Consider the following 23,031-nt stretch of genomic DNA (forward strand, 5'->3'; position numbering starts at 1 on the left):
TTTTTTATAGGATAAACGTTCATACTGTGTAAAAACACAATTGTTTATAAAGACATTAAAAAAGTATCTTTAACAAAACAATATTGAACTTTAAAAGTTCATAAATAAAGAATTTTGCGTTAATGCTAGAAAAAATAATATATTCATAAATGATTTATTTATGGAAAATTTATTATAATACTTTTGAGATCTAAATATACCCCAATTTTTGCTATGAAAATATTTTGTACTATAATTGCAGTTCTTCTTTTTTTAAGTAGTTGTAAACAAGACGACAGTCCTAAAATTCAGTTTCTAAAAGGTAAATTGATAGATACCATTCCTTTCGATTATTTTAAAACTGGACATATCAAGGTCAAAGCTTCAGTGAACACAAATACATATGACTTTTTATTAGATACGGGGGCTAGCTTTTCTCTTTTTGACAAAGATTTAAAATGCAATGGGGAACATGTGTATTTTGACTCTGAGAAATCTCTTAGAAATATAAATGGGGATTCTTTTTTGATTCCGTATGGCACGTTAATACAAAAATTAAATATAGGAAATATTGAAATAAATAATTTTGGGTATTATAGAAACGAGCTTTATCAAGAAAATTTAGACGGCATTTTGGGAAATAATATTCTTAAAAATTTAGTATTTGAGATTGATTTTTATAATTCAGAACTCCGCTTTTCAAAAAATATTAAAAACTTTAATTTGACTGGATACGAAGATGCTTTACCAATGCCTTTCTACGATGAACTACCTCATTTAGATGTAAATATCTTTGGGAAAGTATTTTCCATGATGATTGATGTTGGCAATTCGGAGGGTTTTTTGAGTTTTAATAATAAAGAAGGTGACATTTTTAATAAAAATCAACGTAAAATTTATAATTGGAAGTCACTAAAACAAGCTTCTGTTTTAGATGCAACATGGTCTAAAGAACATGAGGAAATAGAGTCCTTAGGCTTTTCAATCACTGATATTGAAATAAATCAACATAAATTATCTGAACAATTTATTCGCTTTAGCAATGAGCCTTTAAGGCAAGTTGGACTGGTCTTTTTACGGCAGTTTGGGAAAGTAATTTTTGATTACCCCAATTCAAAATTATACCTAGGCAAGACTAATAATAAAATATTACTTGAGCAATTGTTGTATATGGCAAAATATATTAATAGTAATGGAGTTATATTTTCAAATGATAATATACGCAAAGTAACAGCAATAAATCCTGCTGCAGAAAGACAGGGCATCAAACTTCAAGATACATTGGTTAGTTTAGCTGGAAAGGACTTGAAACAAAACAGCCACAAATATCCAGGGTCTGATATGCAAATAACTACGGAAACATTGTTAGACAATTTTTATTATGTAATGGATAATAAAACTGTTTCATTAGAATTTCGATCAAAAGATGGATTAAAAAAATATGAACTGGAACGTCAATACCCAATTAAAACACTTCCTGATACGGTTAAGTCCTTTGGGTTTACTCCAAAATATATCTTTGTCTCACCTACTGCAATCCAGCATGATAATTATATAGAGTATAAAGTCAGGAACCTTCCCAAAGAAATTAAAAATCAAAAACATGCTCCCTAAAAAACAATATATTGAAATTGTAAAAAACACTCCTTTGGTCTCTATAGATTTAATTATAGAAGATACCGATGGTAATATTTTACTAGGCTACCGTTTAAACAAACCTGCTCAACACACATGGTTTGTTCCTGGGGGTGTAATTAGAAAAAACGAACTTTTTTTAGAAGCTTTTAAACGTATTTCTAAAGCAGAGCTAGGCTTTTCTATTGACTTTTCAGAAGCTAGCTATTTAGGACTTTACGAGCATATATATCCTACAAACTTTGCAAACCTTGAGGGTTTTGGAACTCATTATATTGTTAATGCTTTTCATATCAAACTAAAACAAAAAATAACGGAACTCCCTAAACAACAACACTCCGATTACTGGTGGGCTAACAAACAAAAGTTATTATTACATCCTGAAGTACATATCAATACCAAAAATTATTTTAACGGTCACAAAGCTTTTAGTAATTACTAACATCAAACATTCTTTTATAACGGTTAATAATTATTTTATGATTGTTATTTTTATAAACAATATCAAAACTATAATATGAAAATAGAGCACTTTGCCATCAATGTATCAAACCCTATAGAAATGGCTCAATGGTATGTAAATCATTTGGGATTAAAAATTGTCCTTCAAAAAGACACCTCTCCTTTTATGACTTTTTTAGCTGATGATAGTGGAAGGGTTATGATTGAAATTTACAATAATAAAGATGTAGAAGTACCAGATTATAAAAATTTAAATCCTTTAGTAATACATTTGGCTTTTGTTACCAAAAATGCAGAGGAAGATAAAAACAAACTTTTAAAGGCTGGAGCAACTCTTTGTTCAGATAATATTTTAGAAGATGGTTCTCATTTGGTAATGTTACAAGATCCATGGGGGTTGGCTATTCAACTATGTAAGAGAGCGACTCCTTTATTGTTAGAAAAAGAAATATTATAACTGATTTAAATATAAAAGTCCTTATTAACATTGTTAATAAGGACTTTTATATTTATTCAATTTCTTTGATAGCTACGTGTGCAATAGCATCACCTTGGTTTACAATTGGAGAATGATTTAAACAAATAATGTAACCAGACACGGGAGATTTTATTTTTCTTTCAAAAAAACCATAAGGATCTGTAATCAACCCAATAGTGTCTCCTTTGGTAATAACTTCCCCATTTGCGACTATAGACCTGTACATTCCAGATGCATTAGCTCTTACCCACTTAGAGTCGTTAAAAACCACCTGATTTTCCTCCTCTATATAAGGCACAAATGAATCTGGAAAATCCTTAACCCCCATAGCATCTAAAACATTTAAAACACCTGTAACGCCTATCTGAGTTACTTTGGTATTAATATCTAAAGATTTACCTCCTTCAAATAACAAAACTTTTTTACCACAAGCAACAGCAGAAGCCCTAAAAGATTTTTCTCTTTCTGATGAATATTTAACAAACTTAGCTCCAAATATTTTAGCCAAATTAAACGTCTTAGTATCATCGTCCGATATTCTAATTTGTGGATAATTAAATCGATGATCTCCTCCTGTATGAAAATCGATACAATAATCTACATGCTCTACAACTTCATTCATAAAAAACTGTGCAAACTTACTTGCCAATGATCCATTTTTTGCACCAGGAAAACTTCTGTTTAAATCCTTTCCATCTGGAAACTCTCTGGTTTTAATTAAAAAACCAAAAACATTGACCACAGGTACACAAATAATCATTCCAGCATCAGGAATATTATATTTGTTGGCTACTATTTGCCTAACTATTTCTACACCATTCACTTCATCACCGTGAATACCTGCACTAATTAACACGTGAGGTCCATCTTTTTTTGCTCTACTAACAATTATAGGAACTTCTATTTTTGTCCTAGTATGCAAACGAGCAATATCTGTTTTAATTTGATATGTTTTTCCTGGTAAAATTTTTTCTCCAAGAATGGTTATTTTTTTAGGCATGGGTAAAAATAATCGATAATACTATTTTTTGTTCTTTTTCTTAATAGACTTGTTTTCTGTAGATAACAAATCTGCTGTTTTATTTTCTACTAAATAATTGGCTAAAATCTTATCTACCAACTCTTCTTTAGTTAAGTGATGAAATACATTTTTTACTGCTGCTTTTACATCCTCAGAAACCGTTCTGTTAGGTTTGGTTTTAAATATTTTTTTAGCCCAAAGTATGGTATTATTTTCTTCAATACTTACAACTGTAGGCTTTGCATAGGTATGTAAATCAATTTCATATTCCTCTCCTAAAAACTTCATTTTTTCTACCTCATCTGCTTGTAATATTGCCAACGACATTCCTTTGGCTCCTGCTCTGGCTGTTCTACCACTACGGTGAATGTAAGTTTCCATAGCATCTGGTAAATGATAATGCACTACATAAGAAACGTTTTTGATATCAATTCCTCTTGCAGCAACATCTGTAGCCACCAAAGTATTGATATATCCTTCTCGGAATTGTTCCATTATACGATCACGGATTCCTTGTGTTAAACTACCATGAATAGCTCCTGATGATATTTTATTGATGGCTAAATTTTTTGCCAATTTATTAACTGCTGCTTTTGTCTTACAAAATATAATTCCTTGCCCCCCTTCTTTACTTGCCAAAAAATGTAACAATACATTTAACTTTTCTATAGGTTCTACCACTACATAATGATGGGCAACATCTTTATGAGCAGTATAGTTGGTTTCTGCACCAACTTGAGTAACGTGCTTAGATAAATAATTCTGTACCAATTGTTTTACAGAGCCAGGTAAAGTTGCCGAAAACAAAAGAGTACGTTTTTGTTTAGGCATTGCCTCAACAATTTTATCTAACCCTTCTTTTAAAGACAAAACCATTTCATCTGCTTCATCTAAAACAAAGTATTTAACTTGTTTTAAATCTATTTTTCCTCTTTGAATCAAATCTATCAAACGTCCAGGAGTTGCAACCACTACATGAGTTGTTTGTTGTAAAAGTTCTATTTGAGGCTTTACAGAAGTTCCTCCACAAACCTCAGCAATAGACAAACCAGAAACATCTGCTCCAAAATCTGTTAGATTGGTGTGAATTTGTTTCCCTAATTCCCTAGTAGGTGCTAAAACAACTACTTGAATGCTTGGGTTAGACACCTCAACCATTTGTAACAATGGCAATCCAAAAGCAGCAGTTTTACCTGTACCTGTATTGGCCAACCCCACAAAATCATCCTTTTGATTTAAAATTACAGGAATGGCTTGTATTTGAATTTCTGTAGGTTCGGTAATCCCTAAATGGTGTAATGTATTGATAAATATAGAGGATACTCCTAGATCTGAAAACAGCTTTGACATGAAATAAATAATTTGTGCAAAGATAGGAAACAATCTGCCTTAAAATTCACTAATAAATTAATGTTATGTATTCTTAAAACACTTAATAACACAACCAAAACTAACAATTGTTAATTACGTATTTTTTTTTAACTTAATGAATACCAAATGCTAGCTCCCTTAAAATTACCTATATGAAAAATTCTCACGACACAAATAAAGAATTAAAAGCAAAAATTATTGAACTTCAGAAGGAAAACAAAGCTTTAAAACTTACCATCTTAAATAAAAACAAAGAGAAGCTCAGCATTCAAAATATACTTAACAATATTGGTGTTCCCATTTTTGTAAAAGATAATCAAAGTAGATTAATCATTGTAAATAATGCATTATGTGACGTCTTTAAAAAATCAAGAGATGAAATTATTGGTAAAACACTAGCAGAAGATGTATTGCCTGAGGAACGAGAATCTTTTTTAAAAATTGACAAGCAAGTACTTGCTGATGGTATTGAAAACATAAACATAGAAACGCTTACCATTGAAGGAGGTAAAACAAAAATAATTTCAACACGAAAAACTAGGTTTGTTACTAATAATAATGAGAAATTTATAGTGGGGATTATTCACGACATTACCCAAAGTTTTAATACCGAAGCTAACCTTAAAAAATCTAAAATAGAATTACAAAAACTCAACGAAACTAAAAACAAATTGTTTTCTATACTTGCCCACGACTTAAGAAGTCCTTTTAGTAACATTGTTGGAATTTCAGAACTGTTAATTCACAATCCCGAAAATTTTGATTATGATTTAAAGAAATATATAAAAGTTATTCATTCCTCTGCCAAAAGTACCCTTACCTTAGTTGACAACTTATTAAATTGGTCTATATCTCAAACAAATCAAATCTGTTTTAATCCTGAAAAGATACATTTATCTCAAGTTTTCCTAGAAGTCATTAACTTAAAAAACCCCGTTGCAATTGTAAAAAAAATATCTCTAAAACACTTTACCTCTCCAAGTGAAACTATTATTTATGCAGATAAAAATATGTTGATGATTATACTGCGAAACCTTGTTACAAACGCTATAAAATTCACCAACAACAACGGATTAGTAAACCTTTTATCATCTATAGAAAAAAATTATGTAAAAATTACCATTTCAGACAATGGTGTTGGTATATCTAAAGAAAAAATTGATAAAATCTTTAATGTAAATCCTAACAAAAATTCTGTTGGTACTGCAAACGAACAAGGTTTTGGTTTAGGATTATTAATATGTAAAGAATTTGTAGAAAAACATAAAGGTAAAATTTGGGTAGAAAGTGAACTTAATAAAGGGAGCCTTTTTCATTTCACTTTACCATTAAACAATTAACAGGTTTAGATATTATATTTTTCCTTGATAAGTATACAAATCATAATAACGACCTTGCGCGGCAATTAACTCATCATGATTTCCTCTTTCAGCTATTCTTCCTCCTTCTATCACTAAAATTTGATCTGCTTTACGAATAGTACTCAGCCTATGGGCAATAACAATAGTTGTTCTGTTTTTTGTTAATTGTGCCAAACTTTTCTGAATCAACACTTCACTTTCCGTATCTAAATTAGAGGTAGCTTCATCTAAAATAATAATTTTAGGATCTGCTAAAATAGCTCTTGCAATGGCAATACGTTGTCTTTGACCTCCAGATAACTTCACACCTCTTTCTCCTATTAAAGTATTGAGTCCATCTTCAAACCTATCTGTAAACTCATTTACATAAGCTGCATTTACCGCATTTTGCAACTGTTCTTCTGTGGCATTGGGTCTTGGAAACATAATGTTTTCTTTAATAGTTCCTTCAAACAAAAACTCATCTTGTAACACCACCCCTAAGTGTTTTCTAAAACTATTTAATTTTACCTTAGACAAATCTTGTCCATCAATACTAACTATTCCTGATTTTGGATTTAAAAAAGTAGCAGACAATCCTGCAATGGTAGATTTTCCTGAACCGGAACTTCCTACCAAAGCTATTACGGAACCTGATGGTGCATTAAAACTGATGTTATGTAATACATTTTTATTTTCTTCATAAGCAAAAGAAACATTATTAAAAGCAATATCTCCTCTTAAAGCGGGGAGTTCTATAGTTCTGTTTTCATCTTCATCTTCAGCTTGTATATTCATCAACTCCTCTGTTCTATCCAAACCAGCCAAAGCTTCGGTTAATTGACTTCCAATATTACTCATCTGAACAATAGGAGCAATCATAAACCCTAATAATAAAGTAAATGATAGAAAATCTCCAATAGTTAACTCTCCTTGTATAATTTTATAACCACCAATACCCATAATTCCTGTAGAAGCAATTCCTAGTAAAAAAGTAGAGGTGCTCGTCATTAAAGCAGTAGCGGTTAAACTCTTTTTCACGTTTTGAAACATTAAATCAACCCCTTTTTCAAACACCTTATTCTCTTGTTCTTCTGCATTAAAAGCCTTAATTACACGTACTCCAGCCAAAGTTTCGGTTAAACGACCATTAACTTCTGCATTTATTTTTCCTCTTAATTTAAAAATAGGTCTTATGTAGGCAAATGCCTTTAAAGCAATAAATCCAAAAATTCCTACAGGTACTAACACAAAAAGTGTCATAGACCAACTAATTTTAATTAATAAAACCAAAGAAATTACTGCCGTAATAGTTCCCCCAACCAATTGCACCAACCCTGTTCCTATTAAATTACGAACTCCCTCAACATCATTCATAATTCTAGACACCAACGCTCCAGACTTTGTGTTATCAAAAAAACTAATAGGTAAAGACAGTACTTTTTTTTGTACTTGTGCTCTTAATTCTGATATTAAAAACTGTGCTTGTACACTTAAAATTTTAGTCAATAAAAAAGAGGTTACCGCTTGAACAAAAATAGCTCCTGCAACCAATGCTAATAAATTATAAAGTTGATGAAAGTCTTTGTTTGGAATTACATCATCTAACAAAACTTTTGTTTTCCAAGGCAACACCAAACTAGCCAAACGACTAAGAACTATTAAAATTAACCCTACAAAAACCAATCTTCTTCTTGGCCAAATTATGCTCTTAAAAGCAGCAGCCATAGTTGTTTTTGACTTTTTGTTTTTTTGATTAGATGCTTTACTTTGATAAGATTTCATGCTTTGTTATTTATAAAATAAAGATACGTGATTTAAAGTTTTATACAGACGTATAATGTTGCAATGACTTACAGGTAATCAAAACATTTTTTTAAGAATTGTATTTGTATTTTTTGTAAATTAATAGATACAAATTATAAGTCGGTTATGAACACAATAAACAATATTGTAGTTTTTGACGGTAGTCTTGAACTACGTAATCCTGATTTAAAGAAATATGATAGATCTAAAGCAATTTTAGACAGAATTCTTCGTTATTTAAGTAGTAGAGATAAAAAAATAATCAAACAAATCAACAAAGAAGAAGCCACACTTTATATTTACAGATATAGCGGAGAATGGAAAATTAAAAATGCAAGCACAAAACTCATTAATAAAATTTTTGGGTAACTTATATATTTGATTATCAGTGTTATTTTTTGTATCTTATAAAAGAACCCAAAAAACCTATTGATATGAAATATATAAAGAATGTTATTATAAAATCTAGCGACAGAAGTGTTATGATGCATAGAATGTTAAAAAACAAACGCTCTATTTTAACCCAAAAATTATTAAAAATAAACAGTTTATTAAACCGTAAAGACAAGAAACTGATTGAAGATATGAACAACAAAGGTGTTTGCCTAGAAATTAACTATCCAGATTGTAGTTGGAGTATTAAAAATGCCAACCAACAAATGATGAATAGAATTTTTGGATAATACCAATACGTTTATTCTTTAACAAAAAAATCCGTTTGCTTAATTAATTAAGCAAACGGATTTTTAAATTTTATAAACAATACTCTATTAAAGTCCTTTTAACACCTCTCTAAAATCTACTATTTTAAAGTTTTGATTTTTCTTTGTACCCCCATCCATGTTAGTACCATCTTGTACAATAAAAAAACCTTTGGGAAAATCTTTAAAACTTACTGATGTTACATCAATTCCATCGGTATCATTGGTTCCATCAATAACTCCATCATCAATTGTAAAACTTTTTATGTATTGATTTGTAACCCTATCAAACATCGCATAAGAATTGTTTCCTTGTGATGATAAAATAACATAACCTGTGTTGTTTGCTTGTTTGTAAATAGTAACTCCTTCAAAATCATCTTGCATATTTACATCAGAAACTTTAGCGACTAAAGTTCTTTCAGCAGAAAAAGAATCTGCATTGTACTTCCATAAAGCTACATCTTCTTCGGCAATATAAACTTGTCCCAACTCATCGTCAGCAACCATTCCCTCGGTTTGCGTTCCTACTTGAATGGTATTGATTAATTTCCCCACCACTCCATTTGCTTGAGCTATTATTTGCCACTTTTCTACACCTCCATCTTTTCCAGAAATAAACACATAAGTCCCTTGGTTATTTTGATACATACACAATCCATAAACTTCTTTTAAGTTAGATTTTATAGGGTTGATAGCTACATTGGTTAAAGTTCCATCAACATTTACTTTATGAACCGTAATGGTGTTGCTAGTTCTGTTTGATGCTGTTACCAATGAAACAGGCTGATTATTCAACACAAAACCATCTCTGATGTCTACGTTATTTACTTTACCCACAGAATAACTATGTAACAATTCCCCCTGTAAGTTATACACACACAATCCTTGTTTTTTATTGGTTCCTATAATTAAAGAAGCATCCGTGTTATCTGGATTAATCCACATACAAGCATCATCAGCAGCATCATCATTACTATGTACAGGAACGGTTTCTCTTACAGCGTTTACCGAAAAAACCAAACTGTTATCTTTTTTTGTTGATTGACATGAAACTACTTGTAACGCTATCAATCCTACTATTAAAATTCTTTTCATACATGTAAATATAAAAAGAGTCAATCTCAAAAGTACAGTTTTCATCAACCTAAATTAATTTCAGGTTCTCTTTATAATTTAAGATGTAATTCTGATATAAATTCAGAATGACAGATGATGATATACTTTTAAGACGACCTTTTTATGGTGTTATTTTAAATTTGTTAAAAATTATATTTTACTCCTGCATTCCAGTTAAAATTGTAATACTCTGCTTGTGCAGTAAAATCTTTTTTACCTTGATAATATCTCAACTCTTGATTGGTTAAGTTTTTAAATTCAGTAAACAATCTTAAACCTTTAAATATTTCGTAAGTAGCATTTACATCTAAGAACATTTGCTCATCATAATAAATATCTTCAAAATCTTCATCTCCATATTCATCAATATAATCACCAGCGTAGTTTAATGATGCTCTTACCGTTAATTTTTTAGTTTCGTAAGCCAAAGAAGCATTAAACATATTGTTTACCGTTCCTGCCAAAGCCAATTTAGATCTTCCTTCAACTCCATTAGCTTCAGAATCTGTATAAGTATAATTTAAATATGCATTTAAGTTCTTTAAAAATGATGGTAAAAAGTCTAATCTTCTTTGTACAGATACTTCTATTCCGTACACCTTTGCTTTGTCTCCATTTCTTTGTTGAGAATATTCAAAAGTTTCTCCAGGATAACCAGCATCTACAAAACCATCTTCAGCATAAGTGTAAACAAACTTATCTATGTTTTTATAAAATACTCCTCCAGAAATAATTCCCACTGATGAAAAATAATGCTCAAACATAAAATCAAAGTTGTTTGCATAACTTGCTTCTAAGTCAGAATTTCCTTCTTCAAATTCCCAATCATCAGAATTAATGCTTTGGTAAGGAACCAAATCGTAGTAATTAGGACGTGCAATAGAGGTTGAGTAAGCCAATCTAAAAATAGTGTTAGGATTTAAGCTATACTTAAACTGTAAGTTTGGTAAAAAATTAGTATAATTTTTTGTTGCGTTAATTTGAGTAGCATCAGACAATTCATCTGCTGTTTCAATATCAATTCTATACCCAGTATAATCTATATCTGTTCTTTCTACTCTAAGACCAGCCAATGCAGATAATTTTGGACTTAATTTTTGGGTAATCATTCCATAAGCCGCATTTACTTGCTCTTTTGCATTGTAATTTACAGGTACAAATTCCTCAAAAATAGTTTTTTTAGTAAATAAGTTTTCATTGTTTAAATCTAACCCTCCTAAATAATCTTCATTCACAAAATTTCCAGACTTATACTTATCTCCAGGTAAAAATCCATTAACTGTTTTATCACTATAAGGAACATCACTCATCATTTCCATGTCAACAACAGGTTCTTCGTACTCATAGTAGTTATTATCTCTACTTTTCTCTTTGTTTTTGTATCTGTATCCTACTTTTAATGTGTTTTCATATGCTCCTTTTAACATCGGAATTTCAAGATCAAACTTAGCTCCGTAGTTTTTCTCTTCGGTATATTGATTTTCTTCAGAAATTTCATCTAACTCAAAAGCAGCAGGGTTATTAAAATCTGACCCAGCTAAAGGATTTGCATTTGGAAATCTAATGTCTGATAAATCTTGAGTTACTCCAACATTTTCTAATTTGTAGGCTATATATCTTTCACCATTTCTAGTTTCTGATGCTTTAGAATAATTTGTTTTCCAATTGAATTTTACTGAATTAAATAAAATATGTTCTCCGTTTAATGCAAATTTTTGAATCTCTTGCTCTTCTAATCTCGCATCATTATTAGTTCCTCCTTTGGTTTCTCTCACAACTTCCTCTGCAGTATACACACCAGGAGCCGTTTCTGCAATATCCTTTATTTCTATACGATACCTATTTTCCCAGTCTTTCCTGTTGTTTAAAACCGTATTAAAAAAGATAGTGTTGTTGTTATCTATCTTATAATCTAAATTTAAAGCTGCACTTTGTCTTACACGCTTTACATCATATCTTCTAATATCTTGACTAGACAATACCGCTCCATTGGCATCCCCATCCCATTCAAACTCAACGTTGTCTGAACCAAAATCGTTAGACTGTAAAGAGGTGCTTAACACAGCTCCTAATTTATTGTTAAGCATTCTACCAGCAATTACTGCAGAAGCATTGTACAAAGGAGTATCTCTTACAGGGTTTTGCCCTACTGCTCCTGTTAAAGTTATTCTAGTTTTTTCTCCAGCCTTTCTTGTTACCAAGTTTACAGAACCTCCAATAGCATCTGCTTCCATATCAGAAGTTAATACTTTGTTTACTTCTACTGCTTGTACCATGTCTGATGGAATTAAATCCATTTGTACATTTCTGTTATCTCCTTCTGCCGATGGAATTCTCTCTCCGTTTAAAGTAACCGAGTTTAATTGAGGAGCCATTCCTCTAATAATAATATTTCTTGCTTCTCCTTGATCGTTTTGAACAGCTATACCAGGAATTCTTTTTACAGCATCTCCAATATTTGCATCTGGGAATTTCCCTACCTGATCGGCAGCCACAATATTGGTAATGTTAAAGTTAGATTTTTGTTTGTTCAAGGCTTTTGCTTGTCCTTTGGAATTACTCCCTTTAAGTACCACTTCATCTAAGTCGTTTACTGCAGAATCTAAAACAAAATTTATAGCTACAGTTTTTCCATTAACCATAACATTTTTTATTAATGTTTTACACCCTAAACAACTTGATTTTAATTCATATGCTCCATTAGCAATTCCAACAAAAGCATAATCACCATTAAAATCTGTCATAACAGACATATTTAAAGATTCTATCATAATAACTGCTCCCGGAATTGGTAAGTTATTACCATCTACCACATGTCCTACAATACTTCCTTTGCTTTGTGCAAAACTCATCACACTTATTAATGATGATAAAATTAAAAGTTTTAATGTTTTCATTGTTTTTGATTGTTGTTTTTAAGAGCCACAAAACTATAGCACTCACCAACATCTATGCTTAATTAAACATCACTATAATTCAAAAAAAACATCATCTAAATGTTAACAAAACAATTTAAAAACCTTGTATTTACAACAAATTAACATATATAAAATCTTAATTAGAATGCGTAGTTTTGTTTTATGGATTTTAAAGTCGTTTCTAAATACAAACCTACCGGAGATCAGCCTACTGCTATTAAAGAATTGGTTACAGGAGTTAACAATGGTGATGAGCACCAAACTTTATTAGGAGTTACAGGTTCTGGTAAAACCTTTACTGTTGCTAATGTTATAGAACAAGTAAATAAACCTACATTGGTATTGGCTCATAACAAAACCCTGGCAGCTCAGTTATATTCTGAGTTTAAAAACTTTTTCCCTAATAACTCTGTAGAGTATTTTGTTTCTTATTATGATTATTATCAACCTGAAGCCTATATTCCAACTACAGGAGTTTATATAGAAAAAGATTTGTCTATTAATGAAGAAATTGAACGCTTGCGTATTAGCACCTCTTCTGCTCTATTATCGGGCAGAAAAGATGTATTGGTAGTAGCTTCCGTATCTTGTTTATATGGTATAGGAAACCCTGTAGAATTCAAAAAAAATGTGATAACTATTGAAGTGGATCAAACTTTAAGTAGAACCAAATTTTTACACATGCTTGTGCAAAGTTTATACGCACGTACAGAAGCAGAAATGAAAAGTGGGAATTTTAAAGTTAAAGGAGATACTGTAACCATTTTTCCTTCTTATGGAGAATATGCTTACAGAGTACATTTTTTTGGTGATGAAATTGAAGAAATAGAGTCATATGATTTAGAAAATAAACAAGTCATAGAAAAATTTGACAGGTTAGATATTTACCCTGCTAATTTATTTGTAACCTCTCCAGATGTTTTACAAACAGCCATTCATCAAATTCAAGAAGACTTGATGAAACAATACAATTATTTTAACGAAACAGGTAAAACTCTTGAAGCCAAACGCTTAAAAGAAAGAACAGAGTTTGATTTAGAAATGATTCGTGAACTTGGATATTGTAGCGGAATTGAAAACTACTCAAGATATTTGGACGGAAGAGAACCCGGAACCAGACCTTTCTGTTTGATAGATTATTTTCCTGATGATTTTTTAATGGTGATTGATGAGAGCCATGTAACAGTACCACAAACCCATGCTATGTATGGTGGAGATAGATCTAGAAAAGAGAATTTAGTTGAATTTGGCTTTAGACTTCCTGCTGCCATGGACAACCGTCCGTTAAAATTTGAAGAGTTTGAAGCCATTCAAAATCAAACTATATATGTAACTGCTACTCCTGCCGATTATGAACTTGAAAAGTCTGGAGGTATAGTGGTAGAACAGGTTATTCGTCCAACAGGTTTGTTAGACCCTATTATTGAGGTTAGACCTAGTAAAAATCAAATAGATGATTTGATTGAAGAAATTCACAAACGTATTGAAGTGGATGAACGTGTATTAGTAACTACCTTAACCAAACGTATGGCCGAAGAGTTGGCTAAATATTTAACAAGAATACAGGTACGTTGTCGTTATATACACTCAGATGTAGACACTTTAGAACGTGTAGAAATTATGCAAGATTTACGTAAAGGTTTGTTTGATGTTTTAATTGGAGTGAACCTATTACGTGAAGGGCTAGATTTACCAGAAGTATCTTTGGTTGCTATTATTGATGCTGATAAAGAAGGTTTTTTACGTTCTCACAGGTCTATTACTCAAACCGTTGGTAGGGCTGCACGTAATGTTAACGGAATGGCTATTATGTATGCCGATAAAATTACCAAAAGCATGCAGCTAACCATTGATGAAACAGCTCGTAGACGTGAAAAACAAATTGCTTATAATGAAGCCAATGGCATTACTCCTACCCAAATTAAAAAAGATTTCGGAAACAATTTAACTGATAATTCTGGAACCAATTACGAAGAAATTCAACACAATTTAGCTGCAGAAGAAGAGTTAGATTATTTATCTAAGACTGCCATTGAAGAACGTATTAGGGAAAAACAAAAAGCCATGGAAAAAGCAGCAAAAACTTTAGACTTTATGACTGCTGCAAAATTCCGAGATGAGATTAAAGCGTTGAAAAGTAAATTGTAAATTAATTTAAATTTGTTTCTTCAAAATTCAGATTTGTTTTTACATTTGTTACTCTTAAAAAACAAATCTTATGTGGTACGAAGTAAAAGTAAAATACAGTAAAATAGACGATAACGAAAGAATAAAAACTTTCAATCAACCATATTTATTTGATGCCTTGACTTTTACAGAAGCTGAAGCTCGTGCTACTGATGAAATGGGTAAATATTTGTCTGAAGGATTTAAGATTACCAACATTAAAGTAGCAAATTTTTCTGAAATTTTCCCTAGTGAACATGGAGATAGATGGTTTAAATGTAAAGTATCTTTGGTAACTTTAGATGAAGACAAAGGACTAGAAAAAAGATCCAACACTTACGTTTTGGTACAGGCTTTAGATGTTAAAGATGCTTACGAGTATTTAACAGAGCAATTTGCTGACACCGTTTCTGATTATTCAATTCCAAGTATTACTGAATCTCCTATTATAGATATTTTTCCTTTCTTTGATGGTGAAGAAGAGCCTGCTTCTGTTGAAGCTCCACAAACTTATACCGAAGATTCTTTTTCTGAAGACCAAAACATTGATGACGATGTTTTAGAAGATGAAATTGTTGATGAGTCTGAAGAAGTACTAGAAGACTAATGCAAGAATTAGCATATATATTTGGAGGTTTATTTGGTTTTTTAGCCATTGTTCTTGGTGCTTTTGGTAGCCATTTGCTAAAGAAAAAATGGTCTAAAGAAATTTTAGATAGTTTTGAAATTGGGGTAAAATACCAAATGTATCATGCCCTATATTTAATTTTATTAGGACTTGTATTTCCTTTTAAATCTACTACAGAAAACCTCACTATTATTTTTGCTATTATAGGTGTCTTTTTATTTTCAGGAAGTATTTATGGAATTTGTATTTTAAAAAGCAGAAACAAATCAGTTAAAGTATTAGGACCAATTACTCCTTTAGGTGGATTGTGTTTGTTACTTTCTTGGATGTTATTTTTGTTAGCCCTAATAAAATAAGAAAATCAAATATATAATAATAGCCTCTACACAAATATGTTTAGAGGCTTTTGTTTATATATTGTTTGATTTATATTCACAAAAACATAACGGAAATACTCCTTTTTTTTATTCACTATCAAAAAGATAAATACTATTTTTAATGCGTTATCAATAAACTGATGTCAACCAGAAAACATAGTAGGTCATATCGTCTTTTTAGACATTTTATTCATAAAAATAAATCTAAAGTTACCCATGCTCTAGATACTTTTTTTTACGGAATAAAAAGTGGTGCTGTAGATACAAAAACAACCACAGTGATTATTCAAAAATATATTTTACACGGAGGAGATATTAGTAAAGAAGAAGAAAAGTTCATTAAACTATATGTTTATGATATGCTAAAAATAGCTGGAATTGGAATTCCTTTTATTTTATTACCTGGGGCAAGTATTATTATCCCTTTTATCCTTAAAGCTGCAGAAAAAAGGAACATAGATCTTATGCCTTCAAAATTTAAAGGCAAACCCACAAACCTACCTAAACCAAAACTGTAATTTTTTTATTCAACTAATTTTAAGTAAATTAGATAAGGAACTTTTAAAATTACAATCATGACAAATCAAAAAATAGTATTAAAAAATGCTGCTAAAATATATTTAGCCATTGTAGGTTTTTACTTTTTTATGAAACTTATTGGAATGGCTGATATTATAGAGTTTAGAATGTTAAACATTTTATTTGTAATATGGGGAATTAATAGCTCTATAAAAAACAACATATATCAAAATATGGATAATAATTACTTAACAAATCTATCTATAGGTTTTTCTACAGGCTTGTTAAGTATTTTAGGAGTTATAGCTTCTATGGCATTATACGTAACCCTCATTGATGATTCTTTAATTATGACTCTACAGCAAACCTCCTTTTGGGGAAACCATTTAACTTTGCCTAAAATAGTTTTTTCTATGACCGTGGAAGCCATGGCTTCTTGCGTAATTAGTACATTTATTTTAATGCAATATTGGAAAAAGCATAAAATTGAATCTCTGATAAAACAATCATAAAAAAGTCCCAACTATAACAGTTGGGATTTTTTGTTTTAGTACTTTTACTGTACTTAATTTTTACACAGATGATTACCTTAAAAAACTTTAAAATTATTGCCTTACTAGAGGGGATTTCCTATTTATTATTATTAGGTATTGGTTCTCCTTTAAAACATTTTACAGGAAACGATATTTTAGTAAGAACGCTAGGAATGCCACATGGTTTATTATTTGTTACCTATGTAATTATGGCCTTTTTATTGAAAAGTGAGCAAAAATGGACCACTAAAGAATTTGCTATTATTTTAGTTTGTTCTATCCTTCCTTTTGGAACTTTTTATGCTGATAAAAAATATTTACAAGTAAAATAACTTTTAACAAAGTTGAAACCATAAAAAAAGCTCCATTTGAAATTTCAAATGGAGCTTTTTTTATGGTTTTTATTTCTAAAACATACTATTCGTACATTTTAGCTCTTAATTCTTTAATTTTTGGATCGTCTAAATACTCATCAAAGGTAGCATATTTATCAATCACTCCTTTAGGTGTAATTTCTATAATTCTGTTAGCCACTGTTTGTGCAAACTCGTGGTCATGTGTAGAAAACAATACGGTTCCTTTAAAGTTTTTTAAAGAGTTGTTTAACGCTTGAATAGATTCTAAGTCTAAGTGGTTAGTTGGTTCATCTAACACTAACACGTTTGCTCTAGTCATCATCATTCTAGACAACATACAACGTACTTTTTCTCCTCCAGATAAAACGTTACATTTCTTAAGAGCTTCTTCTCCACTAAAAATCATTTTCCCTAAGAAACCTCTTAAATGTACTTCTTCTCTCTCTTCTTCTGTTTTTGCATATTGACGTAACCAATCTACCAAGTTTAATTTTTCATCAACAAAGAAAGATGAGTTATCTGATGGTAAATAAGATTGGTTGGTAGTAATTCCCCACTTATATTCTCCAGTATCTGCAGACTCATTCCCCATAATAATTTGGTAAAAAGAAGTAACAGCTTTAGAGTTTTTAGAAACTACCAAAACTTTATCTCCTTTAGCTAAGTTGATATCTACATCTTTAAACAAAGTTTCTCCTTCAAAAGTTTTTGATAAGTTTTCTATGTTTAAAATCTGATCTCCAGCTTCTCTATCTCTATCAAAAATAATAGCAGGATATCTACGGCTAGAAGGTTTAATTTCATCAACATTTAACTTCTCAATCATTTTCTTACGAGAAGTTGCTTGCTTAGATTTTGCAACATTGGCAGAAAAACGACGGATAAAATCTTCTAATTCCTTCTTTTTATCTTCTGCTTTTTTATTGGCTTGCTGACGTTGTTTTGCTGCTAATTGAGATGACTCATACCAAAAAGAATAGTTACCTGAATAATGATTGATTTTACCAAAATCTATATCAGAAATATGAGTACAGACTGCATCTAAAAAGTGACGGTCATGCGATACTACAATTACTGTATTTTCATAGTTAGCTAAAAAGTTTTCTAACCAAGCAATGGTTTCAAAATCCAAGTCGTTGGTAGGCTCATCCATAATCAACACATCTGGATTTCCAAACAAACATTGTGCTAACAACACACGTACTTTTGTTTTTCCATCTAAATCAGCCAATAAAGTATAATGTAAATCATCTTTAATTCCTAAGTTAGATAATAATGTAGCTGCTGCTGCATCGGCATTCCATCCATCCATTTCTTCAAAACGAACTTGTAACTCACCAATTTTTTCAGCATTTTCATCTGTATAATCAGCATATAGAGCATCAATCTCTGTTTTGATTTTATGTAACTCTTTATTCCCCATCAATACAGTTTCTAAAACGGTGTACTCATCAAAAGCATAGTGATCTTGAGTTAATACAGACATACGCTTTCCTGGATCCAAAGTAACGTGACCAGAGGTAGCTTCCATTTTTCCAGATATAATCTTTAAAAAAGTAGATTTTCCTGCTCCGTTGGCACCAATTACTCCGTAGCAATTTCCTTGCGTAAATTTTGTATTCACTTCATCAAACAAAACTCTTTTTCCGAATTGTACAGATAAATTTGAAACTGTTAACATGACTCTTATTTTTAATTTGGTGCAAAAGTACAAAATTGAGAAAGAAAAACCCTTACTATTTTAATTGCATTAACAAGGAATTTATATCTTTAAATAATGGATTTTAACCTTATTAAGAATGCGGCTTTCTTAGGCTTTTTTTTAGCCTTTATGATTGGACCTGTATTTTTTAAATTGATACAAACTAGTATAGCTAAAGGAGCCAAATATGCACTTGCTTTTGACTTAGGTGTAATTTTAGGAGATATTAGCTTTATTTTAATTGCCTATTTTGGTAGTAGACCTGTATTAAAACAAATTAAAAATGATCCTAGGTTATATTTATTAGGAGGATGTATTTTAATTATTTATGGTTTAATTACCTTTTTTGGAAATTCTAAAAATGAAGAAAACAAAAATCAAGATACTGTCATTAACATAAAAACTACAAACCAATATTTTAAACTTTTTTTAAACGGCTTTTTCTTAAACTTTATAAATGTAGGGGTTTTGGCTTTTTGGCTGGGTTTAATTATTGTTATTGGCCCTGTTTTAAAAATGGATGCTACCGCTATTTTTAGTTTTTTTAGCATTATTTTGTTCAGTTATTTTATTACTGATGTTGCTAAAATTCTATTAGCCAAACAACTAAAACATAAATTAACACCTAGAGTTGTTTTACAGCTAAAAAAAGTAATGGGTATTATATTAATTCTATTTGGAATTTTTATGATGTTAAAAAACTATATGCCTAAAAACAAGGTTGATTTTAACCGTTACATTCAATCATCTACATTACATAACAGCCATTTATTTTATGCTAAACCAATATTATTTTTTTAAAATCTTGACATTAGTTTCTTTGGTAAGCTGCTATTCTCAACAATATTTTGGAGGGCATCCATTAGGGCAAGACTGGCAAGTTATTAAAACTAGTGAGGTAAATGTAATTCACCCTAAAGGGATGACAGCTGAAGCGGAAAGAATTGCAAGAATTATTAATTACATCCACCAAAACAATACAAATTCTGTAGGTAAAAAAGCTAAAAATTTTGATTTGGTATTACAAACTCAAACTACCAATGCCAATGGTTATGTAGGATTAGCTCCTTTACGAAGTGAGTTTTTTGGAACTCCACCACAAAGTAACTTAAATTTAGGATCATTAGAATGGTTAGATGTTTTGGCTATTCATGAATACAGGCATGTGCTACAAAATGTAAATGCTAAAAATGGAATTGTTCATTTTTTATATTTTTTAGGTGGAGAATCTTTTTGGGCTGTAGCCAATAACTTGGTTTTACCCAATTGGTATTACGAAGGTGATGCTGTTATTAGTGAAACTGCTTTAACATTGTCCGGAAGAGGAAGAAATCCTTACTTTACCACACAACAAAGAGCTCTAATTCAAGAAGAGTTAAACTACTCTTATACCAAACACAGGAATGGTTCTTATAAAGATATGCTTCCTAACCACTACCCTTTAGGTTACATGATGTTATCCTATTTAAAAAATCATTATGGAAACAATATTACACGTACCGTTTTAATAGAATCTACTTCATTTAAAGGAATTATTTATCCTTTTTCAAAGGCTATTAAAAGGAACAGTTCTCTAAAAGGAACCAAAGATTTATATAAAAAATCTTGGAATAAGCTTAAAGAAAAAACGGTTCAACAGCTTAATAATACTAAGATTATTGAAACTAAGCCAATTTTAAATAAAGACTTTTCCACAGTAACCTCATACAGTTTTCCTATTTTTATTGATGATAAAACCATTATTGCTAGAAAAAAATCATATAATTCTACCGATGAAATTGTAAAAATAACCCATGCTAAAGAGGAAAAAATCACCTCTATTGGAATTAATAATGATGATTTTCTATCGTACAATCATCAAATATTAGCATGGACAGAAACCACAAGAAATGCACGTAGGGGATTACAAGATTTTTCTGATGTTATTCTGTATGATTTAAATACAAATCAAAAAAAGAGGCTTACAAAACACACAAGATATTTTTCTCCTTCCGTTTCTCCAGACGGAACCAAAATTGCTGTAATTAACATCGATACCTTAGAAAAATTTAACCTTTGCATTATTGATGCTAAAACAGGAAGTATTCAAAAAACATTTAAAAATATTGAGAATGATTTTTTATCTAGAACAACATGGACTCCAGACGGTAAACACATTATAAGTATTCATAAAAGGAATGGTAAACTTTGTATGATAAAACACAATATTATCAACAACAAACAAACTGAATTAACTCCATGGACAAGGCATACTATAGAAACACCAACAGTAAGCAATACTAACGTTTATTTTAATGCAAGTTTTTCAGGAATAGACAACATCTACAAAACCGATTTAAACGGTAGTAAAAAAACACATCAAATTTCCTCGGTTCCTGTAGGAGCTTATCAACCTAATGTTATAAATAATAAAATTATTTTTACAGAATTTACCAGCATGGGTTACGTTATTTCACAACAAAAAATAAACAGAAATGCAAATGTAATTAAGTTTAAAGAACCTGTACACATGGAACAGTTTAATACTGTTGCAAACAAACAAGAAGGCGGGAATATATTAACTAAAATAGATAGTATTGATTACACTCCCATAAAATATCACAGTGTATTTTCTGGGTTAAAGCTCCACACTTGGGGAATTATTCCCTCTCCTTCAGTTTCCTCAGTCAACCTTAGAGCTGTTAATATTTTAAATGATTTGGCTGTAAATTTAACTACGGAAATTAATCATAACGAAAACAACAATATAAGTTATAGCGGTAATGTTATTTTTTCTAAATATTATCCTGAATTTACTTTAAGTGCTAGTAAAACAAACCGAAGTACTATTTATGATAATTCAGCTACAGAAGGATATGATATTTTAAATTTTAACGAAACTCATATAGGTTTTAACACAGGAATTCCACTTACTTGGTACAGAGGAAATTTTGTATCTAGCTTTTTGCCTTATGCAGAAATCAATCAATTTATTTTAAACAACACTAGCAAAAATAATTTAACTGCTTATGAAACCGGATTTACATTTAGTAGTATTAAAAGAACTGCTTATCAAAACCTTGGTCCTAAATTAGGAATGGTCATCAACGCTAGTAAAATGTCTGGTTTTAAAAATAGCAGCAGTAAAATAAACCTTAATTCTACTTTTTATTTACCTGGTTTTTCTCAAAATCATTACACAAGAGTTCGCACATCTTATCAAAAAGAAAGCTTATCAAACCCTTATCAATTTAATGATTCTTATGTTTACCCTAGAGGATACAACACTCCCTTAAATGATGAGTTCAAATCAATAAGTATTAATTACCATTTACCTTTGGCTTATCCTGATTTTGGTTTTTTAGGGCTGATTTACTTTAAAAGAATTAAAGCCAATTTGTTTTATGATTATGGAGTGGGTACTTTAAATAAAAGTAATTTAAAAGCTGAATACAAAAACATAAATTACAACTCAACAGGTACAGAGTTATTATTTGACAATGTATATTTTAATATTTTACCCATAACAGCAGGAATAAGATATAATCATTTGCTAAAAAGAGATGTTATAACAAATAGCAACACCAATAGTTTTCAGTTTATTTTAGGCACCAACTTATCTTTCTAAAAGATATTTTTAGCCTAAATTTGCTAAAAAAGAATTCTTATGTCTTTAAATTCACAACCAAATAATCCACTGCACGGAATAAAACTTGCCGATATTCTTACTGAGCTCATAGAAAATTTAGGTTGGGAAGAGATGGAAAAAGAAACAGGAATCAAGTGTTTTGGAAATAATCCTACTTATAAAAGCAGTTTAAAATTCTTAAGAACAATGCCTTGGGCTAGAAAACGCACCGAAGATTTATATCTTGATTGGCTAGAATATAAAGAGTTACATAATTTATAGGTAGTTCAAAGTAAATAGCGTACTTTTGCAC

21 protein-coding genes are annotated in these 23,031 nt (G+C 30.5%); 15 read left to right on the forward strand and 6 right to left on the reverse strand.

Annotation, left to right across the window (positions count from 1 at the left end; all coding sequences use genetic code 11):
• The first annotated feature begins 213 nt into the window (after positions 1-213).
• The 3 genes from ACXGQT_RS04830 (at position 214) to ACXGQT_RS04840 (ending at position 2,533) form a co-directional block, all read left to right on the forward strand.
• Positions 214-1,593: a retropepsin-like aspartic protease gene (locus ACXGQT_RS04830; protein ID WP_457830271.1), complete on the forward strand. Its 1,380-nt coding sequence runs from the start codon at positions 214-216 to the stop codon at positions 1,591-1,593.
• Entirely contained in the window at positions 1,583-2,056 is a 474-nt protein-coding gene (locus tag ACXGQT_RS04835; protein ID WP_457830272.1) for a GDP-mannose mannosyl hydrolase, read from the forward strand. Before ACXGQT_RS04830 ends, ACXGQT_RS04835 begins: the two co-directional genes overlap by 11 nt.
• Before the next feature lie 75 nt (positions 2,057-2,131).
• Positions 2,132-2,533 (forward strand): VOC family protein, encoded by a 402-nt coding sequence (locus tag ACXGQT_RS04840; protein ID WP_457830273.1) that lies wholly within the window; start codon positions 2,132-2,134, stop codon positions 2,531-2,533.
• 52 nt (positions 2,534-2,585) lie between these two features.
• Here the strand turns inward: ACXGQT_RS04840 and ACXGQT_RS04845 are convergent, their stop codons facing one another.
• Entirely contained in the window at positions 2,586-3,554 is a 969-nt protein-coding gene (locus tag ACXGQT_RS04845) for a succinylglutamate desuccinylase/aspartoacylase family protein (RefSeq protein ID WP_457830274.1), read from the reverse strand.
• 21 nt (positions 3,555-3,575) lie between these two features.
• Positions 3,576-4,925, reverse strand: a complete 1,350-nt coding sequence (locus tag ACXGQT_RS04850; protein WP_457830275.1) for a DEAD/DEAH box helicase — start codon at positions 4,923-4,925, stop codon at positions 3,576-3,578.
• Positions 4,926-5,098: 173 nt separating this feature from the next.
• Here ACXGQT_RS04850 and ACXGQT_RS04855 point away from each other — a divergent pair, with 173 nt between their 5' ends.
• Positions 5,099-6,286, forward strand: a complete 1,188-nt coding sequence (locus tag ACXGQT_RS04855) for a PAS domain-containing sensor histidine kinase (protein WP_457830276.1) — start codon at positions 5,099-5,101, stop codon at positions 6,284-6,286.
• A gap of 12 nt (positions 6,287-6,298) precedes the next feature.
• On the opposite strand, the gene ACXGQT_RS04860 is transcribed toward ACXGQT_RS04855, so the two are convergent.
• Positions 6,299-8,014 carry an ABC transporter ATP-binding protein gene (locus ACXGQT_RS04860; RefSeq protein ID WP_457830800.1) on the reverse strand — a complete coding sequence of 572 codons (1,716 nt, stop codon included), beginning with the start codon at positions 8,012-8,014 and terminating at the stop codon, positions 6,299-6,301.
• A gap of 204 nt (positions 8,015-8,218) precedes the next feature.
• Here ACXGQT_RS04860 and ACXGQT_RS04865 point away from each other — a divergent pair, with 204 nt between their 5' ends.
• The gene (locus tag ACXGQT_RS04865) at positions 8,219-8,461 is read left to right on the forward strand and encodes a hypothetical protein (protein WP_457830277.1); all 243 of its coding nucleotides are present in this window, start codon (positions 8,219-8,221) and stop codon (positions 8,459-8,461) included.
• 65 nt (positions 8,462-8,526) lie between these two features.
• Complete coding sequence (locus ACXGQT_RS04870; RefSeq protein WP_457830278.1) at positions 8,527-8,775, forward strand: hypothetical protein; 249 nt, start codon at positions 8,527-8,529, stop codon at positions 8,773-8,775.
• 87 nt (positions 8,776-8,862) lie between these two features.
• On the opposite strand, the gene ACXGQT_RS04875 is transcribed toward ACXGQT_RS04870, so the two are convergent.
• Positions 8,863-9,891, reverse strand: a complete 1,029-nt coding sequence (locus ACXGQT_RS04875) for a phytase (RefSeq protein ID WP_457830279.1) — start codon at positions 9,889-9,891, stop codon at positions 8,863-8,865.
• 164 nt (positions 9,892-10,055) lie between these two features.
• Positions 10,056-12,809, reverse strand: a complete 2,754-nt coding sequence (locus tag ACXGQT_RS04880) for a TonB-dependent receptor (protein ID WP_457830280.1) — start codon at positions 12,807-12,809, stop codon at positions 10,056-10,058.
• Positions 12,810-12,992: 183 nt separating this feature from the next.
• On the opposite strand from ACXGQT_RS04880, the gene uvrB reads away from it, so the two are divergent.
• From uvrB to ACXGQT_RS04910, 6 genes are all read left to right on the forward strand, one after another.
• A complete protein-coding gene (gene uvrB, locus ACXGQT_RS04885; RefSeq protein ID WP_457830281.1) occupies positions 12,993-14,978 on the forward strand; it encodes an excinuclease ABC subunit UvrB in 1,986 nt (661 codons plus the stop codon).
• A 70-nt stretch (positions 14,979-15,048) separates the two neighbouring features.
• Entirely contained in the window at positions 15,049-15,603 is a 555-nt protein-coding gene (locus ACXGQT_RS04890) for a DUF4494 domain-containing protein (RefSeq protein WP_457830282.1), read from the forward strand.
• The gene (locus ACXGQT_RS04895) at positions 15,603-15,980 is read left to right on the forward strand and encodes a DUF423 domain-containing protein (protein ID WP_457830283.1); all 378 of its coding nucleotides are present in this window, start codon (positions 15,603-15,605) and stop codon (positions 15,978-15,980) included. The genes ACXGQT_RS04890 and ACXGQT_RS04895 overlap by 1 nt, the downstream gene beginning before the upstream one ends.
• A 161-nt stretch (positions 15,981-16,141) precedes the next feature.
• Positions 16,142-16,519, forward strand: coding sequence for a hypothetical protein (locus ACXGQT_RS04900; RefSeq protein WP_457830284.1), 378 nt, complete (start codon positions 16,142-16,144; stop codon positions 16,517-16,519).
• Between the two features lie 57 nt (positions 16,520-16,576).
• Positions 16,577-17,032 (forward strand): hypothetical protein, encoded by a 456-nt coding sequence (locus ACXGQT_RS04905; protein WP_457830285.1) that lies wholly within the window; start codon positions 16,577-16,579, stop codon positions 17,030-17,032.
• Between the two features lie 68 nt (positions 17,033-17,100).
• On the forward strand, positions 17,101-17,385 hold the full coding sequence (locus ACXGQT_RS04910) for a DUF3817 domain-containing protein (protein WP_457830286.1): 285 nt from the start codon (positions 17,101-17,103) through the stop codon (positions 17,383-17,385).
• A gap of 85 nt (positions 17,386-17,470) precedes the next feature.
• Here ACXGQT_RS04910 and ACXGQT_RS04915 read toward each other — a convergent pair whose 3' ends face one another.
• Positions 17,471-19,090, reverse strand: a complete 1,620-nt coding sequence (locus tag ACXGQT_RS04915; RefSeq protein WP_457830287.1) for an ABC-F family ATP-binding cassette domain-containing protein — start codon at positions 19,088-19,090, stop codon at positions 17,471-17,473.
• Positions 19,091-19,186: 96 nt separating this feature from the next.
• Between ACXGQT_RS04915 and ACXGQT_RS04920 the strand changes: the two genes are divergently transcribed.
• From ACXGQT_RS04920 to ACXGQT_RS04930, 3 genes are read left to right on the forward strand one after another with little or no spacing between them, the layout of a single operon-like run.
• On the forward strand, positions 19,187-19,912 hold the full coding sequence (locus ACXGQT_RS04920; protein WP_457830288.1) for a LysE family translocator: 726 nt from the start codon (positions 19,187-19,189) through the stop codon (positions 19,910-19,912).
• A 4-nt stretch (positions 19,913-19,916) separates the two neighbouring features.
• Positions 19,917-22,718: a TolB family protein gene (locus ACXGQT_RS04925; RefSeq protein WP_457830289.1), complete on the forward strand. Its 2,802-nt coding sequence runs from the start codon at positions 19,917-19,919 to the stop codon at positions 22,716-22,718.
• Between the two features lie 39 nt (positions 22,719-22,757).
• A complete protein-coding gene (locus tag ACXGQT_RS04930) occupies positions 22,758-23,000 on the forward strand; it encodes a VF530 family protein (RefSeq protein ID WP_457830290.1) in 243 nt (80 codons plus the stop codon).
• The last annotated feature ends 31 nt before the right edge of the window (positions 23,001-23,031 follow it).

The sequence above is a fragment of the Wenyingzhuangia sp. IMCC45467 genome, from assembly GCF_054111205.1.